This window comes from Variovorax glucosi (genome assembly GCF_051216695.1).
GTDB lineage: Bacteria > Pseudomonadota > Gammaproteobacteria > Burkholderiales > Burkholderiaceae_C > Variovorax.
This window is the reverse complement of record NZ_JBPJZE010000001.1, coordinates 1,747,963-1,762,458: the sequence shown is the minus strand read 5'-3', so window position 1 is coordinate 1,762,458 and position 14,496 is coordinate 1,747,963. Positions and strand designations below refer to the sequence as shown.

At 63.5% G+C, this 14,496-nt stretch carries 15 protein-coding genes and 1 tRNA gene; 9 read left to right on the top strand and 7 right to left on the bottom strand.

Annotated elements, in window-relative coordinates; all coding sequences use genetic code 11:
- The first annotated feature begins 64 nt into the window (after positions 1–64).
- The 6 genes from ACSFA3_RS08300 (at position 65) to ACSFA3_RS08275 (ending at position 4,711) form a co-directional block, all read left to right on the top strand.
- On the top strand, positions 65–1,072 hold the full coding sequence (locus tag ACSFA3_RS08300) for a serine/threonine protein kinase (protein WP_435504886.1): 1,008 nt from the start codon (positions 65–67) through the stop codon (positions 1,070–1,072).
- Positions 1,069–1,971 carry a PP2C family protein-serine/threonine phosphatase gene (locus ACSFA3_RS08295; RefSeq protein ID WP_435504885.1) on the top strand — a complete coding sequence of 301 codons (903 nt, stop codon included), beginning with the start codon at positions 1,069–1,071 and terminating at the stop codon, positions 1,969–1,971. The genes ACSFA3_RS08300 and ACSFA3_RS08295 overlap by 4 nt, the downstream gene beginning before the upstream one ends.
- Positions 1,972–1,993: 22 nt before the next feature.
- The gene (gene rph / locus ACSFA3_RS08290; RefSeq protein ID WP_435504884.1) at positions 1,994–2,728 is read left to right on the top strand and encodes a ribonuclease PH; all 735 of its coding nucleotides are present in this window, start codon (positions 1,994–1,996) and stop codon (positions 2,726–2,728) included.
- Entirely contained in the window at positions 2,725–3,321 is a 597-nt protein-coding gene (rdgB, locus tag ACSFA3_RS08285) for an RdgB/HAM1 family non-canonical purine NTP pyrophosphatase (RefSeq protein ID WP_435504883.1), read from the top strand. The genes rph and rdgB overlap by 4 nt, the downstream gene beginning before the upstream one ends.
- Entirely contained in the window at positions 3,315–4,577 is a 1,263-nt protein-coding gene (gene hemW, locus ACSFA3_RS08280; RefSeq protein ID WP_435504996.1) for a radical SAM family heme chaperone HemW, read from the top strand. The genes rdgB and hemW overlap by 7 nt, the downstream gene beginning before the upstream one ends.
- 46 nt (positions 4,578–4,623) lie before the next feature.
- Positions 4,624–4,711: transfer RNA gene (locus ACSFA3_RS08275), tRNA-Ser, on the top strand.
- A 63-nt stretch (positions 4,712–4,774) separates the two neighbouring features.
- Here ACSFA3_RS08275 and ACSFA3_RS08270 read toward each other — a convergent pair.
- Positions 4,775–5,392 carry a LexA family protein gene (locus tag ACSFA3_RS08270; protein WP_435504882.1) on the bottom strand — a complete coding sequence of 206 codons (618 nt, stop codon included), beginning with the start codon at positions 5,390–5,392 and terminating at the stop codon, positions 4,775–4,777.
- A gap of 397 nt (positions 5,393–5,789) precedes the next feature.
- On the opposite strand from ACSFA3_RS08270, the gene ACSFA3_RS08265 reads away from it, so the two are divergent.
- Positions 5,790–6,023, top strand: a complete 234-nt coding sequence (locus tag ACSFA3_RS08265; RefSeq protein ID WP_435504881.1) for a DUF2789 domain-containing protein — start codon at positions 5,790–5,792, stop codon at positions 6,021–6,023.
- Positions 6,024–6,050: 27 nt separating this feature from the next.
- Here ACSFA3_RS08265 and ACSFA3_RS08260 read toward each other — a convergent pair whose 3' ends face one another.
- From ACSFA3_RS08260 to ACSFA3_RS08250, 3 genes are all read right to left on the bottom strand, one after another.
- A complete protein-coding gene (locus tag ACSFA3_RS08260; protein ID WP_435504880.1) occupies positions 6,051–7,694 on the bottom strand; it encodes a rhodanese-like domain-containing protein in 1,644 nt (547 codons plus the stop codon).
- An 85-nt stretch (positions 7,695–7,779) separates the two neighbouring features.
- Positions 7,780–8,310 carry a universal stress protein gene (locus ACSFA3_RS08255; protein WP_435504879.1) on the bottom strand — a complete coding sequence of 177 codons (531 nt, stop codon included), beginning with the start codon at positions 8,308–8,310 and terminating at the stop codon, positions 7,780–7,782.
- Between the two features lie 86 nt (positions 8,311–8,396).
- On the bottom strand, positions 8,397–9,428 hold the full coding sequence (locus ACSFA3_RS08250; RefSeq protein WP_435504878.1) for an aldo/keto reductase: 1,032 nt from the start codon (positions 9,426–9,428) through the stop codon (positions 8,397–8,399).
- Between the two features lie 117 nt (positions 9,429–9,545).
- Between ACSFA3_RS08250 and ACSFA3_RS08245 the strand changes: the two genes are divergently transcribed.
- Positions 9,546–11,159, top strand: coding sequence for a phospholipase D family protein (locus tag ACSFA3_RS08245; protein WP_435504877.1), 1,614 nt, complete (start codon positions 9,546–9,548; stop codon positions 11,157–11,159).
- Positions 11,156–11,566 (top strand): gamma-glutamylcyclotransferase family protein, encoded by a 411-nt coding sequence (locus ACSFA3_RS08240; protein WP_435504876.1) that lies wholly within the window; start codon positions 11,156–11,158, stop codon positions 11,564–11,566. Before ACSFA3_RS08245 ends, ACSFA3_RS08240 begins: the two co-directional genes overlap by 4 nt.
- Positions 11,567–11,578: 12 nt before the next feature.
- Here ACSFA3_RS08240 and ACSFA3_RS08235 read toward each other — a convergent pair whose 3' ends face one another.
- From ACSFA3_RS08235 to ACSFA3_RS08225, 3 genes are all read right to left on the bottom strand, one after another.
- The gene (locus ACSFA3_RS08235) at positions 11,579–12,118 is read right to left on the bottom strand and encodes an ankyrin repeat domain-containing protein (RefSeq protein ID WP_435504875.1); all 540 of its coding nucleotides are present in this window, start codon (positions 12,116–12,118) and stop codon (positions 11,579–11,581) included.
- A 121-nt stretch (positions 12,119–12,239) separates the two neighbouring features.
- On the bottom strand, positions 12,240–13,553 hold the full coding sequence (locus tag ACSFA3_RS08230; RefSeq protein WP_435504874.1) for an MFS transporter: 1,314 nt from the start codon (positions 13,551–13,553) through the stop codon (positions 12,240–12,242).
- Between the two features lie 56 nt (positions 13,554–13,609).
- A complete protein-coding gene (locus ACSFA3_RS08225; protein ID WP_435504873.1) occupies positions 13,610–14,422 on the bottom strand; it encodes a class II aldolase/adducin family protein in 813 nt (270 codons plus the stop codon).
- Positions 14,423–14,496 lie beyond the last annotated feature (74 nt).

The window sequence follows — 14,496 nt, the reverse complement described above, 5'->3', positions numbered from 1 at the left end:
GGTCGGAGGTCCTGACGCAGTGTTCGCTGCGTCTCCCAGATGCCTTCGGCGAAACTCCCGGATTATGTCAAAGGTAAAACCCTCGCCCCTCATGCCTGAAACGGTCATTGGCGGCTACCGCGTGGTGCGTCGGCTGTCGGCAGGCGGTTTCGGTGTCGTCTACCTGGCGGTCGATCACAGCGGCCAGCAGGTTGCGATCAAGGAATATCTTCCATCGTCGCTCGCGACGCGAGGTATCGGCGAACTGGCTCCGCAAGTGCCGGCCGAAAAGCTTTCGCTTTATCGGTTGGGCCTCAAGAGCTTTTTCGAGGAAGGGCGATCGTTGGCGCAGATCTCCCATGCTTCGGTCGTCAGCGTCCTGAATTTCTTCCGCGAGAACGAAACCGTCTATATGGTGATGAACTATCTGGAAGGCGCGACGCTCCAGGACTTCATCGTGACCGCGCGTGACCTCAAGAAGCAGAAGGTGTTCCGCGAATCGACCATCCGTTCGCTGTTCGACGAGATCCTGCGCGGCCTGCGCATCGTGCACCAGCACAAGATGCTTCACCTCGATATCAAGCCGGCCAACATCTTCGTCACCGACGACGATCGCGCCGTGATGATCGACTTCGGCGCGGCACGCGAGGTACTGTCGAAAGAAGGCAACTTCATCCGGCCCATGTACACGCCCGGATTTGCAGCGCCCGAGATGTACCGCCGCGACTCGTCGATGGGTCCGTGGACCGACATCTACGCGATCGGCGCCTGCATTTATGCCTGCATGCAGGGCTATCCGCCGAACGACGCGCCGCAGCGCATCGAGAAAGACCGGCTCGGTCTGTCGCTCTCCCGCCTGCGCGGCATCTATTCGGACAACCTGATCGAGGTGGTCGAGTGGTGCATGTCGCTCGATCCGCTGTCGCGCCCGCAATCGGTTTTCGCGCTGCAGAAGGAACTGAGCCGCGAAGGCGAACGTCGCTACACCAAGCTCACCGTCGGCGAGAAAGTGCGTCTTTCGATCGACAACATCCGCTCGCCCGAGAAGAAATCGCTGCCGAAAGCAGCCGCTCCCACCACACGTCCCGCATGAAGTTCTCCGTTTTCCAGGTCAGCCGGAAGGGCGGCCGTCTCAAGAACGAAGACCGCATGGGCTACTGCTACACGCGGGAGTCGGGCCTGTTCGTGCTGGCCGACGGCATGGGCGGTCATCCGGAGGGCGAAGTCGCTGCCCAACTCGCGCTGCAGACCATCGCGGCGCTCTACCAGCGCGAAGCCCGGCCGGCACTGAAAGACGTCAAATCGTTCCTGACGACTGCGGCGATCACGGCGCATCAGCAGATCATGCGGTACGCAAGCAACAAGGCGATGCTCGACACGCCGCGCACGACCGTCGTCGCGGCCGTGCTGCAAGGCAACATGGCGACGTGGGTGCATTGCGGCGACTCGCGTCTGTACGTCGTGCGCGACGGTGCCTTGCTGACGCGTACCCGTGACCATTCCCATGCCGAACGGCCGCGTCCCGGTGCGAGCAACGATTCGGTCAACCGCAATCTCCTGCTGACCTGTCTCGGCTCGCCGACCACGCCTGTGATCGACATTTCCGTCTCGCTGCAGCTGCAGCGCGGCGACCGCCTGATGCTGTGTTCCGACGGCGTCTGGGGCGTGCTGGACGATGCCACGATCGTTCACATTCTTTCCTCGGGCAAGCCGGTGTCCGACGTTGCGCCGGAACTCGCAGAAATGGCGCTTCGCGAAGGCGGCGTGCACAGCGACAACGTCACGCTCATCGTGCTCGAATGGGAAATGCCCGACATCGAAGGGGCAAGCCGCGTTTCGACCGACAGCATCAGCGAAGGCGTGTTCGCCTCGACCATCCAGGCGGGCATCCCATCCGACGCCGAACTCGAAGATCTCGACGAGGCCGCCATCGAACGTTCCATCGCCGAAATCAACGAAGCCATCCGTCGCTCGGCGGCCCGCAAAACCTGATTCCCGACTTCCTGCTTCCAAAATGACTGTATTCACACGCAGCGGCGACCGTGCCGCAAACCAGATGCGCCCGGTGCGCATCACCCGCGGTTTCACCATCCATGCCGAAGGCTCGGTGCTGATCGAATTCGGCCAGACGCGCGTGCTCTGCACGGCGTCCGTCGAGGAAAAAGTGCCGCCGCACAAAAAAGGCAGCGGCGAAGGCTGGGTGACGGCCGAATACGGAATGCTGCCTCGCGCCACGCACACGCGCAGCAACCGGGAAGCGGCCAAGGGCAAGCAGACCGGCCGCACGCAGGAAATTCAGCGCCTCATCGGCCGCTCGATGCGTGCCGTATTCGATCTCAAGGCGCTGGGAGAACGCACGATCCATCTCGACTGCGACGTGCTTCAGGCCGACGGCGGCACGCGGACTGCGGCCATCACCGGCGCGTTCGTCGCCGCGCAGGACGCGGTGAACAAGCTGCTCGAAGCCGGAAAGATCGCCGCGACGCCGATCCGCGGCCACGTCGCCGCCATCTCTGTCGGAATCGTGCAGGGCACGCCGCTGCTCGACCTCGAATACACCGAAGACTCCGCCTGCGACACCGACATGAACGTCGTCATGACTGGCGCCGGCCATTTCGTCGAAGTGCAGGGCACGGCAGAAGGCGCTGCGTTTTCGCGCGCCGAGATGACCGCGCTGCTCGATCTGGCGGAAAAAGGCATCGGCGAACTGATCGTGATGCAGCAGCAGGCGCTTTCCTCGCAGCCATGAAGCTGGTCCTCGCATCGAACAACGCCGGCAAGCTGGCCGAACTGCAGCCGCTTCTCGCGCCGCTCGGCCATGACCTCGTGCGGCAGTCGGAACTGGGCGTCGGCGAGGCGGAAGAGCCGTTTCGCACCTTTGTCGAGAATGCGCTGGCCAAGGCGCGGCACGCTGCGGCCGTCACGGGTCTGCCCGCGATTGCCGACGATGCCGGGCTGTGCGTCGCCGCTTTCGGTGGGCTGCCGGGTGTCGACACCGCGTATTACGCCACGCAGTTCGGCTACGACAAAGGCGATGCCAACAACGTCCGGGCGATCCTCGAACAGATGGCCGACATCGACGACCGCCGCGCGGCGCTGGTCAGCACGCTGGTCGCACTGCGCAGTGCCGACGACCCGGAGCCGCTGATCGCCGTCGGCCGCGTGGCCGGCGAGATCACGCGCGCGCCGATCGGCGACAACGGTTTCGGCTTCGATCCGGTGATGTTTCTGCCGACCTTCGGCAAGACCTTCGCGCAACTGACGCCTGAAGTGAAGAACGCGAACAGCCATCGCGGTCTGGCCGCACGCGCCATGGTGGCGCTCATGCGCGAGCGCTGGTGAGCATTCCGATCCTTCCCGTGTCGGCGTCGGAAGCGACGAACGAAGCCGCTACGGGTCGGGCCAACGACGTGCTGCATTTCATGCGGCCGGGCCCGCTGCAGCTTGCCGCGCTGCCGCCGCTGTCGCTGTACGTGCATCTGCCGTGGTGCCTGCGCAAGTGTCCGTACTGCGATTTCAATTCGCACGAGTGGCGCTCGGGCGGCGAGGCGTTGCCGGAGCAACGCTACATCGACGCCGTGGTCGCCGACCTCGACACCGCGCTGCCGCTGATCTGGGGTCGCACCGTACACACGATCTTCATCGGCGGCGGCACGCCCAGCCTGTTCTCGCCGGCGGCCATCGACCGGCTGATAGGCGATCTGCGTGCGCGCCTCAAGCTGACGCCCGACTGCGAGATCACGCTCGAAGCGAACCCCGGCACCTTCGAGCGCGATCGTTTCCGCGCCTATCGCGCAGCCGGCGTGACGCGGCTGTCGGTGGGCGTGCAGAGTTTCAACGACGAACATCTGAAAGCACTCGGCCGCGTGCACGACGGCGCACAGGCCATTGCGGCGATCGAAGAAGCGGCCAGCGCTTTCGACACCTTCAATCTCGACCTCATGTACGCGCTGCCCGGCCAGACGACCGAGCAGTTCGAGCAAGACCTCGATCAAGCGCTGTCGCTGGCGCCGCCGCACCTGTCGGTCTATCACCTGACCATCGAGCCGAACACGTACTTTGCCAAGTTCCCGCCGGTCGTACCCGAGGATGACATCGCCTACGCGATGCTCGACCGCATCACCGAGCGCACGGGCGGGCAGGGCATGTCGCGATACGAAGTGTCCGCCTACGCGCGCGACGGCCACCGCTGCGCGCACAACATGAACTACTGGCAGTTCGGCGATTACCTCGGCATCGGTGCCGGCGCGCACAGCAAGCTCAGCTTCGCGCATCGCGTGGTGCGACAGGTGCGGTTCCGGGAGCCGAAGCGCTATATGGACGGCGCGCTGGCCGGGGCGGCGGTTGCGCAGAGCGAGGAAGTCGCCATTGCCGATCTGCCGTTCGAATTCATGCTGAACGCACTGCGGTTGAAGGAAGGGTTTTCGCTGGCGCAGTTTGGCGAGCGCACCGGTTTGTCGATCACGTCGATCCAGCGTGGGATGGAGGAGGCGGAAAGCAAGGGCCTGCTGGCGCGTGACTTGCGACATGCGTGGCCGACGGAGCGCGGGCTTGATTTTTTGAGCGATCTTCAGACGCTGTTCCTGGCGGACAGCTGAGCCAAGCTAAAATTGATGGCTGTCTTCGCCACCCGGAGACAGCAGGGGAGAGTTGGGTGAGTGGTTTAAACCAGCAGTCTTGAAAACTGCCGACGAGAAATCGTCCGTGAGTTCGAATCTCACACTCTCCGCCATTGCCACATTTTTCAATCGGCCCAGCTTCAGCACTACCTCTGTAGCAACCGAACCCAGTCCCGTCAACGAAACCGCTTCGTGAATTCCCGCACCACGCCGATCACGCGTGAGCCGCCCAGCGGTTTGATGGGATAGCGGGAGTTCAACGGCCTGAGATAGAAGTCGCCGCCATCCTTCACCAGTTGCTTGAACGTGGTTTCGTTCAATGCATTCATGGCGATCACGTAGTCACCTGGCTCCGCGCGCATGTCGGGCTCGACGATCACGATGGAGCCATCCGGGAACGAATCGGCTACATCGCTCACCATGCTGTCTCCGTGCACCCTGAGCGCGTAGGTATGGCGTTTGATCGGGACAGAGACGGACACCTTTTCCAAACCGTTGTCGGGCTTGAAGTTGTCGATGGTGGTGTAGTTGCCGGCTTCGGTGGCCGACACCAGCGGCACTTCAGCGCGCACGGTAAACCCCGGACTGGTGTTCGAGTTGCCCAGAACGAGTTCCGCGATCGAGATCCCCAACAGATCGGCGACCCGATGCTGATTGCCTCGTCTGGGTGCCGTGCCCCCCGCTTTTTCCCATTGCTGAACTGCTCCGCGGCTCACTCCGACAGCGTCAGCGAATTGCTTCTCGCTCAGTCCAAGCTTGCGCCGCCCCTCCCGGATGACTCGATGACTATTCATAGCCAAGAGGCTAAGCTGTCCGGTAGGATAGAAACCCTAGCAATGATAGCTTTTCTTTCTGATCATGTTTGAGGTTTCGACAGCTTCACAGCGTGTCGTCGGAGTCGAGCTCCGCAATTGCCGTCTTGTCATGTTGAAACATCAGCAGAGGTCTTTTCTATCAAATCCTGTCATGGAAAGATAGAAGAAACCTGCGCTTCTCAGTATCCGCGCACTGGGTCTGTAGTGTTTTCGGCTGCTTTGACCGATCGATACCCGGTTGATCGTCCCGGACAAAGGCATCGATGTAGGTTGAACCACGGGACGGCATGCGGGATCGGCCCACAGTGCAAACCAGGTTCCATGTCTCAACATCGAGACTCGCATACTTGCCAATCATTCAACTCGCATATCGCTCATGGAACTCAGCAATCATCCGTTCACCGAATTGTTCGACCAGCTCGGCTTGCCCTCCGACGAAGCTTCGATCGTGTCTTTCATCGACGCCCATCGGCCTCTGCCGGAAGGGGTGTCCTTGCCGGAAGCGGAATTGTGGTCGCCGAGCCAGGCTGCGTTCTTCCGCGAAAGCATCCAGACCGATGCGGATTGGGCCGAAGTCGTCGACCAGCTGAATCTGGCGCTGCGGGGTTGAAAGCCTGGACGGTGCGCTGACTGGACGCTAGAACAGCCTGAAAGACACGGTCGGATCGCGCATCACCCGGTCGCCGAGCCCGCGCTCCCAGTGAAGATAACTCTCCCACACACCGTCGCGCCGCTCTTCCGTCACACGCATCACGGAACCCCAGTCGTCTTCGAACGCGGTGAGCAGCTGTTCCGCTTCCCATAGCTTTTCGGTCGGCAGGCCGGCGTTGCGCCAGCCCTCGGTTCCGCCGATGAGCCAGAGCGCCTCGCATGACGGCCAACGCTCGCGCACCTCGCGAGTAACGATGCGTGCCGCTCTCCCATCGGGGGAAGTGAAAACGATGTATCGGCCGTCGTCCCGCGTTTGGCCCGACACCACCACCGCTTCCAGCGGATCCAGTGTGAAGGGCAGCAGATACAGCGCATCCGGAAGATGGTGATTCTCGAAATCGGCGCTTGGGCCGACGTCGACGACATCGATTCGCCCTGCACATTCCTGGCGCAAAGCCGCAAGCGCTTCCGCGGTGATGCCGTTTGCATCGGCAGTCTCGTCGCTGACGCGTTGCGCTCCATCTCCATCTCCAGGGCGCCACGAAGGGGGCTCGCCGTTGAGGATGAACACTTTCACCTGGTCGAGTTGCGTGAGCCAGAAGGCACTGACCGCTGCACGCAGCCGATGCGCGTCGTCCATCAGCACGACGCGGGCGCCACGCGTCCCGATCAGGTGCTCGAAATGCATCAGTAGCTGTCCGCCGGGAACCTTGCGCACCCAAGAGTCCGGTGCCACGGCGCCCGAGTGCGGGCGGAGGTCGAAAACGTAAAGCGTGCGATCTGCATCGCCTCGCATGCGCGCCAGGGAATCCGGGTCGATCACCCGCAACGAATACCGTGCGATCAGTGCATCGGCCCGGCGCCGCAATTCGTCGTCGCCTGCGACGGGCAAGTCAGGGGCGGGCTGTGCGTTCTGCGCGACCGGTGCGCCGTCGAGCGCCCATCGCATGACGCCGTCTTCCAGGAAGTGTGCGTCGGGATGGCCGAGCAGCCGAAGCGTCGCGGTTCCGATGATGGCGCGTGTCCGGCTGAAGCAGTTCAGCACCCAAGGCGACGGCGATGCCGATGACGCCGATGAACCGGCCTCCGACCAATCGCGCAGCGCCAGTTCGGTGCCGGCATGGTTGCCGGTTCCGGGCAAGGAAAGGAATGCATATTCATCGGCCGGACGCACGTCGATCAGGGTGAAGCGGTCGTCGGCAACCTGCGATTCCCGAATCGCAGTTCCGCGCACCGTAGGCACCTCGCGGCGTATGCGTACCTGATCGCCAAATGCCTTGACCAGCGTGCCGTAGCCGTCGATCAGCGAAAGCGACTCGGCCCGCCAAGCAGCCATCCCGCCGGCCAGCACACACACGTCGGAATAGCCCATTCGGCTCAGCAGCCTTGCGGCGGTGGCTGCGGGTCCGTCCGCATCGCCTTCGTCGATGAGAACCACCGGCGTGGTCAAGCGCGGCACCAGCGCGCGAAGGTCAAGCTCGAGACCTGAGAGCGGTGTCATCCGTGCAAGATTCAGATGCGCACCCACGAACGCCCGTGCTTCGCGGACATCGAGCAGTGCAAGCTCAGAATCGTTCAGAAGCAATGCATACAGCTGCTGCGGCGCGATCGGGCATTTCTCGGATTGCATGCCTTCGATCCTCGCGTGGACGGGCGCTCGCCGATGTAGGAGACAGGCGCCCGGGCAGGAAAGGGACTCCTGCAACGCGAGGCGGTTATTCCAGCGCGACGACACCGGCCGGCAGATGCACAGCCAGGTTTTCCAGCCCGCGCAGGACTTTGGCCCGATGCGCCTGCGCGGTAACGTCGTGCACCAGCAGCACCGGCACCGGCGAAAGGCGCGCGATGTGCTCTGCGCTGCTGCCCAGCACCATGCGGCTGACGCCGCGTCTGCCGTGCGTTCCGATGACGATCACGTCGGCCGGCCAGCTTGTAGCTTCGGCGCAGACCATTTCGTGGACCGCTCCCTGGAAGTTGTCGCTCAGGCATTCCTCGGCCTGCACATCGCTGGCGGCAGCCGTAGCGTGGGCGTCTTTCAAGACTTTGGCGCCCGCGGTCCGCATGGTTGCCAGCCAGTCATTCGAATAGCCGCCGTAGGCGCTCGTCGAGCGCACCAGCGAGAGTTCGTCGATCACGTGGACGAGGCGCAACCGCCCACCGGTCAGCTTGGCCAGCTTGATGGCTTCGGCCAGTCCGAGGTCGGAAGTCGGACTTCCGTCGACGGGAACCAGGATTCTTTGGTACATGGTGCGCTCCTGAAGTGAGAGAGCACCAGTCTGCGCCGATCGCCGCCTGCCGTGTTGACCTGGATCAAGGCTTTCGGAAAGCCGCCTCAGCCCATTTGAGCGCGCCGCGCGCCGCCCTGGCGTTCCAGCATCCAGCCCGGATATTCGGGCGGCAGCTGGCTGACCTTGCCAAGCGTTTCCAGCTCTTCCGCAGTCAGCTTCACCTCCGTCGCAGCGATGTTGTCGGCGAGCTGCCCGGGACGCTTCGCGCCGACGATCACGCTCGTCACCTGCGGCTGATGCAGCAGCCAGCCAAGCGCGATCTGCGCCACCGACACGCCGCGCGATTCGGCCATCGGGCGCATCGCGTCGACGAGGTCGAACGCGCGGTCCTTGTCCACCGGCGGGAAATCGAAGGTCGTCCGGCGGCTGCCTTCTTCACCTTGCTGGTCGCGTCCGTACTTTCCGCTCAGCAGCCCGCCGGCGAGCGGGCTCCAGACCATCAGGCCGACGTTCTCGCTGCGCAGCATCGGGACGATTTCGCGCTCGAGATCGCGTCCGGCGACGGTGTAGTAGGCCTGCAGCGACTCGAAACGCGCCAGCCCGAGCCGCTCCGAGATCCCCAGCGCCTTGGCGATCTGCCAGGCCGCCCAGTTCGAGACGCCGATGTAGCGCACATGTCCGTGCCGCACCAGCTGGTCGAGCGCGCGCAGCGTCTCGTCCATCGGCGTTGCGGGATCGAAGCCGTGCACCTGGTAAAGATCGATGTGGTCGAGCTGCAGCCGCTTCAGACTGGCCTTGACGCCGTCGAGGATGTGGCTGCGCGTCAGGCCGCGCGAGTTCGGGCCCTTGCCGGTTTCGCCGAACACCTTGGTCGCCACCACCACGCTGTCGCGTGGCACCTTGAGGTTCTTCAGTGCCTGACCGGTGATTTCTTCTGACTGGCCGCCCGAATACACATCGGCCGTATCGATGAAGTTGATGCCCGCGTCGAGCGCCTGCCCGACCAGACGCTCGGCATCGGCCTGTTGCAGGTCGCCGATCTTGTTCCACATTTCTCCGGTGCCGCCGAAGGTCATGGTGCCGAGGCACAGCTCGGAGACGAAGAGGCCGGTGCGGCCCAAAGCGTGATTGCGCATGGTGAGTGCTCCTTGGTTGGATGATTGGTTCGACTGATGCGCAGACTATCCCACCGCGGGCTGCGAGCCACCCACCTACGTCGAAGTGCCCCCGCATCGGAAACAATTCACGCAACCATGCAGGCCAAACCATCCGCTCGCGAGCTCCCGTTTTCGCTATTGCTGCGTCTCGCTGCCGTGCTGATGACGCCGCTGTTTCTGTCCGGCTGCATGCTGCCGCCGCGACAGGGTCTTGCGATCACGCAATCGCAATCGCAATCGCAGTCCCTGTCGCCCGCCGAAGCGGCCTCCACCGCGATCGGGAAGGCGGTGGCCATGCAGGCGGCAGCGCATCCGCCGGGCACCTCCGGTATCCATCCGCTCGCTGAAGGTACCGGCGCATTCGCCGCGCGCATGCTGCTGGCCGCAGCGGCGGAGCGCACGCTCGACGTGCAGTCGTACATCTGGCGCAACGACACCACCGGCCGGCTGGTGCTCCAGGCGCTGCGTGAAGCGGCGGATCGCGGCGTGCGGGTGCGGCTGCTGCTCGACGACAACGGCATCGCGGGGCTCGACCTGTTGCTGGCCGAACTGGATGCGCATCCGCAGATCGAGATTCGACTGTTCAATCCGTTTCCGGTGCGCTGGTTCAAGCCGCTCGGTTTCGTCACCGATTTCTCGCGTGCCAACCGGCGCATGCACAACAAATCGTTCAGCGCCGACGCTCAGGCAACAATCATCGGCGGCCGGAACATCGGAGACGAATACTTCGATGCGCTGGTCGAAGGCCTGGTTTTTGCCGATCTGGACGTGCTGGCGTTCGGCCCGGCCGCGCAGGACATCGCGGCCGAGTTCGATCGTTACTGGCACAGTGCAGCCGTCTATCCGGTGTCGATGGTGCTGAAGCCGGGTGCTCCCGCAGCGCTGGCGCCGCTGGATCGCATCCGTGCGGACGTTGCGGCAGACCCGCAGAAGCGTCGCTACCTGCGATCGGTCAAGGGATCGGATTTCGCGACTGACCTGCAGGCCGGTCGCCTGAACCTCGAGTGGGCCAGGGTACAGACCCTCAGCGACGACCCGGCCAAGGGTCTGGGTCCGGTGGCGCGCAGCGATCTGATGGCTTCAGAGCTGGGACGTATCTTGCGCAAGCCGCAGCGCGACGTCGAACTGGTGTCGGCGTACTTCGTGCCGGGCGAAGAGGGCACAGCCGCTTTTGCCGCCCTGGCCAAGGAGGGCGTGCGGGTGCGCATCCTCACCAACGCACTCGAAGCCACCGACGTCGCCGCGGTGCATTCGGGTTATGTGCGCCGACGCGAACCGCTGCTCGCAGCCGGCGTCGAACTGTTCGAGATGCGCAGGCACAGCGCGACGCCCGACGACGGTGCCGACGGCGGGAGCGGGCCGGGCGCGTTCGGTAGTTCGGCGTCGAGCCTGCATGCGAAAACTTTTTCGGTGGACCGCGAGCGCGTCTTCATCGGGTCCTTCAATTTCGATCCGCGTTCGGCGAACCTGAACACCGAGCTCGGCTTCGTCATCGACAGTCCGGCATTGGCGTCGGGCATCGAGGACGCATTCACGCAACGGATTCCGGAACAGTCGTACCAGGTGAAGCTCGACGCGCAGGGCCGGCTCTACTGGCTGGAGCCGACGCCGAGCGGTCTGGTGCGTCATGAGACGGAGCCGGGTACGACCTGGTGGAAGCGCACCGGCGTGCGGCTGATGTCGCTATTGCCTATCGAGTGGCTGCTTTGACCGCATCTGGCACTCCGGACCGGTTCGTCTTCGTCTACGGCACGCTGCGCCGCGGCGGCAGCAACGACATCGAACGGCGGCATCCCGACGCGCGATACGTCGCAAGCGCGCACATTTCGGCAACGCTCCACGATCTGGGCGCGTACCCCGGGGCTGTCCTCGACGAATCGACCGGCGACGCGAGGCGCATGGTTCGAGGCGAGATATACCGGATCGACGAGTCGATCGAGCGCGCGCTGGACATCCTCGAAGAAGTGGCCGAAGACGGAAGCGGCGAATACCTTAAGCGCCGCGTCGATGTGAAGACGAGTTCGGCCGAATACAGCTGCCTGATCTACGAAATCAGTTTGTCGCGCGTCGAAGGAAGGCCGGTCATCGCAAGCGGCGACTGGTTCGTTCGAAACTGAAAAGACATCGCGTCAGTCGCTGCCGGCTGCGTCCAGGTAGGCGGAGGTATCCGCAGCACCCATGCTTCTCGCCAGATCCAGTGCTGACAACCCCTCCGAGCTTTTGGCGTTCCTGTCGATATCCTGCGACAACAGAAGCTTCACGATCTCGAGCCGGTTGAACATGGCAGCGAACATCAGTGGCGTCTTGCCGCCGGGCGGCGCAAAACCCGGCTGAGCGCCGTGAGACAACAGCAATTCGATGATCGGCAGATAGCCCTTGAAGGCCGCTCCACCAAGAGGCGTCTGCGCCATGTCGTTATAGCGGTCGGGTTCGGCGCCGGCCTCGAGCAGCGCCTTCGTTGCATCGACCTGGCCGTGATAAGCGGCGAGCATCAAAAGCGTATCGCCCTTGTGATTGCTCATGTTGGGCGGCAGGCCCTTCTGCAAAAGGCGCGTGAGCATCTGGGCATCGCCGGTGCGGGCAAGCTGAAACACCTCCTGCGCAAACTCGACGAATTCCTGCTTTGAAGCGCCGGGAGTCGTATCTGATGAATTCATCGCTTTCTCCAATCGAGGTCGTGGATCGATAGCAGGAATGCTATCGAGGGCACGCCCCTCCCATTCTGGAGTCGGCGAGAGATTCACGTAGGACGAAAGCGCAAGCCGAGGCGGCTTGCGCGGCCCGGCCAGCTCAGCGGTTGACGACGCGCTTCGACATCGACAGCACGATCGCGCCGCCCACGATCAGGCTCGCCGCAATCACGAACAGGCCGTTGTTGGTGCTGCCCGTGACGTCCTTGATCCAGCCCACGATGAACGGGCTCACGAATCCGGCGAGGTTGCCGACCGAATTGATCAGCGCGATGCCGGCCGCTGCCGCCGCACCGCCCAGAAAGGCCGGAGGCAAGCACCAGAACTGCGCGAGTCCGGTCAGGATGCCCATGGTCGCCAGCGTCAACGTGACGATGGCCCAGAACGGCGTCTGCGGAACCAGCGTGCTGGCCACCAGGCCGACGGCGCCGGCGATGGCCGGTATCGCGATGTGCCAGCGTCGTTCGCCGGTGCGGTCGGAATGTCGGCTGGTCCAGATCATGCAGGCCACTGCTGCAGCGTAGGGAATCGCCACCAGGAAGCCGATAGTCGTGGTGTTCGCCACGCCCGACGCCTTCACCAGCGACGGCAGCCAGAAGCCGACGCCGTACAAACCCATGATGAATCCGAAATAGGCTGCGCTCAGCACCCAGACCTTCGGGTTACGGAAGGCGCCCGAAGCCGAATGGTCCTCGATGTGGGCGCCGTCGGCAGCGATGTTCTTCTGCAGCATCTTCTTGTCTTCTGCGCTCAGCCAGTTCGCGTCGGCGATCCGGTCCTTCAGCGCCACCAGCACGACCACGCCGAGAACGATCGAAGGTACCGCTTCGAGCAGGAAGAGCCACTTCCAGCCGGCCATGCCGTGTGCGCCGTCGAATGCGTTCAGGATCCATCCGGACAGCGGCCCGCCGATCACGCCGGCCATCGGTATGCCGGTCATGAAGAGCGAAGTCACCTTGGCGCGGCGGGCCGCCGGATACCAGTAGGTGAGGTACAGGATGATGCCGGGGAAGAATCCGGCTTCGGCCACGCCGAGGAAGAATCGCAGGATGTAGAACGACGTCGGCGTCTGCACGAACATCATGCAGCCCGAGATCACGCCCCAGCTGATCATGATCCGCGCGATCCATTTACGCGCGCCGAAGCGGTGCAGCATCAGGTTGCTCGGCACTTCGAAGATGAAGTAGCCGATGAAGAAGATGCCGGCGCCGAGGCCGTAGATCGATTCGCTGAACTTCAGCTCGTTCAGCATCTGCAGCTTGGCGAAGCCGACGTTCACGCGGTCCAGGTAGGCCGCGACGTAGCAGAGGAAAAGCAGGGGAAGAAGGCGCCAGGTCACGCGCGCATAGGCGGCGTCTTCGGCGGCGGTGCCCGCGTGGGCAACCGCGCCTCGCGGCAGGGTTGTAGTCGTCATCGAGTCTCCAGTCGTTTTTATTCTAGGTAGCCGCTTGAATCCGAAAGATTTTCGGTTCAGTCGAACATGTCCGGCTGCGTTTTCGCGATCTGGTCGTACAGCGTCTGGAAGTGAAGCCAGCCGATGAACTCGCTTCCCACGTGTTCGCGGCTGTAGCGCGCGCGCTCGGGCGTGACCAGCGTCGGCTTGATGCCGGTCGCGTCGATCAGCAACTGCTGTTGGCAGCATCGTTCCAGCGCGATGAACCAGAAGGCCGCGGCGTCGATGCTGTGGCGGCTGGCGGTGAGCAGGCCGTGATTCTGGTGGATGGCGGCTTTCACGCCGGTGAATGCGTTGGCGACCTTGTTGCCGGCCTTCTTCTCGACAGCCACCTGCCCGGCTTCGTCGCCGATCACCGCGTGGTCTTCGAAGAATGCCGCGGCGTCCTGCGTGATCGGTTCGAGCTTCTTGCCGAGCGACGCGAACGCGGTGCCGTACACCGTGTGCGCATGGCACATGGCCAGGATGTCCGGATGCGCGTCGTGCACGGCGGCATGCAGCACGAAACCGGCGCGGTTCACTGCGTAATCGCCTTCGACCACCGTGCCCTCATGGTCGACAAGTATCAGGTTCGACACCTTCACCAGCGAAAAATGGACCGCCATTGGATTGGTCCAGTACAGGTGCGGCCGTTCGGGGTCGCGGATCGTCAGGTGGCCGGCGAAGCCGTAGTCGAAGCCCTGCAGCGCAAAGGCGCGGCAGGCTGCTACGAGGTGTTCCTTCAGGTATTTGCGCTCTTCGGCATGGCTGGTGAAGGTCGGAACTTCCGGAAAGATCAGACCTTGCTGTTCGGGCTGGTAGACCGAAATGCGTTTGCGGGTGTCGAGCATGTATTTGTCTCCTGGTCGATTCGTAGGATTCGTGGAGACCCGATCATGCGAAGCGCCGGCTTGGATGACAAAGG